We start from the raw sequence: 1,784 nt of genomic DNA, 5'->3' as shown, positions 1-1,784 counted from the left end.
CTGTACGTGAAAACAAGGCTGGATCGCATCAACCTGCGCCGCTGGGTCCTTCTCGTCATCTTCTGGCTTCCTTTGCCGGAATTATGCCCAGCTCAGTGACCAGTAGTTCTACTTATCCCTCTGTCTAAATTCCCTGCACCACCTCTCTACGGTCCGGAGTTCATCAGCAAGGCGCTCGACGCCTGGGCCCACGAGCACGTTGTGAAGCTGCAAGTTCATCCGTCCAGGTAAACCAGCGGAGAACGCATACATCGAGAGCTTCAATGGACAACAGATAGCCGAGCGCGCCGGCGTGAAGCTCGATCCTTTGCTTTCGTTTTCCATCCCTCAGCCCCTCCTGTTGCGACCCATAGTTGAAGTCACCTACTTTTCCGAGGCGGTTCATTACAAGCGTGCGCGGTTGTTGCAAGCATTGGGAGGCAGGATCGGCAAGTATCATGCTTGCGTGGTGCAGATTCGATTTTAACGTTTTGAAGGAATTCAACAATGTCATACTCCATTTCAAAATTTAATTCTATTCCCCTAAGCAGCAACCGCGTGGCACGCATGATGAGTGGCGATCAGAAAATTTCCACGCATATGGGCTTGTGGGACAAGTTCAAGGATTTGTTTCGAGTTGAGAAAAAACAGGATGCGCTGGATCGGTTGTTCAAACTGATGAACGTCGAAAGCCCATTGAATGCATTTCATTCGTTCAATCTGCTAGCGCAGTTGGCTACGGCTAGCAATCGGACGCTATTTACCACAGTGACGACACAAAATCAGGATAACTGCCACGTCAGCTTTTGTATCGACGGCGTGGTGGTCCGTGCAATGCAGGTGTCTGCGCAAGAGAAGAGTTTGATTCTATTGGATTTGGGCGAGTCGACAGACGCCTCGTATGTGCAAACACAGGCGTCGTCGCTGGAGGATTACCAACTGTATGTCACACCGGAAAATCTGGCACTATTGGTAGACAGCGACTTTGCCTTCGGCGGAGTGCATAAGCGTTTTAATGCTGACACCGGGGTGCTACAGGCCCAAGACGACGTAGGCTGCGCGGACTTCGAGCGAGAAAAACAGGTGGCCGAATACACATGTAACCGGGAGCATCTGCAGCGATATGTTTCGACGCAGCAGCCAATTGCCGCGCCAAGGAATGTCAACCCAAACTTCGCCTACGCAAAGGTAATACGGTACGATCCGAAGCACATTGTCAGTCACGAACTGGATGCCAGCCTCGCCACACTATCTCCGGATCAGGCCAGAAGCGTTGCAGCGCAGTTGGTTGATATGGTCAGGGCATTTTATTGCAATCGGCTGTCCCATCGCGATTTGCACATGCAGAACCTGCTAGTGCATAAGCGCGAGGAGGATGGCTCGGTGTTCCTGAAGGCCATCGACTTTGGCCGCGCGAGGTTCGATCAGGATTTCGAGGCGGAGCGCTTCAACGACATCGACTATCTGTTCGATCGCAAAGGCTGCTCGCTCGCGGAAACGGTTGGCCGAAATTTTCTGGTCGGAAAGGATTCGGAGGTTGCACGAAAGCATTATCCTCTGCACAAGTTGTTGGAGCGCTTCAATGTCCGCGAGGCAGATGTCGTAGGAATTTTGTCTAGAATCGGTAGAGCGCTGAAAGAGGATTTGCAGTCTATGGGGTTTGACGATGAACAGGGCATCAACCAAGCATTCGAGTGTGCCTTGGAATCAGTACAAGGGAATTTGGCTAAGCTCATAGCCAGCTGGGAATTTGAATAACTAGAGCATGGGTACTGTCAGGTTAGAGCTGAAGGTGGCGGGTAGAA

Annotated in this window: 1 protein-coding gene and 1 pseudogene; both read left to right on the top strand. The window is 51.6% G+C overall.

The window, feature by feature from the left end; genetic code table 11:
- Positions 1-150: 150 nt before the first annotated feature.
- Positions 151-271: pseudogene (locus VL15_RS42450) on the top strand (integrase core domain-containing protein); the annotation flags it as partial.
- Positions 272-486: 215 nt separating this feature from the next.
- The gene (locus VL15_RS38120; protein WP_048252066.1) at positions 487-1,737 is read left to right on the top strand and encodes a protein kinase domain-containing protein; all 1,251 of its coding nucleotides are present in this window, start codon (positions 487-489) and stop codon (positions 1,735-1,737) included.
- Positions 1,738-1,784: the final 47 nt, after the last annotated feature.

Source organism: Burkholderia cepacia, assembly GCF_001039005.1.
Classification (GTDB): domain Bacteria; phylum Pseudomonadota; class Gammaproteobacteria; order Burkholderiales; family Burkholderiaceae; genus Burkholderia; species Burkholderia theae.
This window is presented reverse-complemented; position numbering and strand designations above follow the sequence as displayed.

Bases quoted from the DNA above. Each gene is read 5' to 3' on its own strand.
- VL15_RS38120 (WP_048252066.1), top strand. From the start codon at position 487: ATGTCATACTCCATTTCAAAATTTAATTCTATTCCCCTAAGCAGCAAC.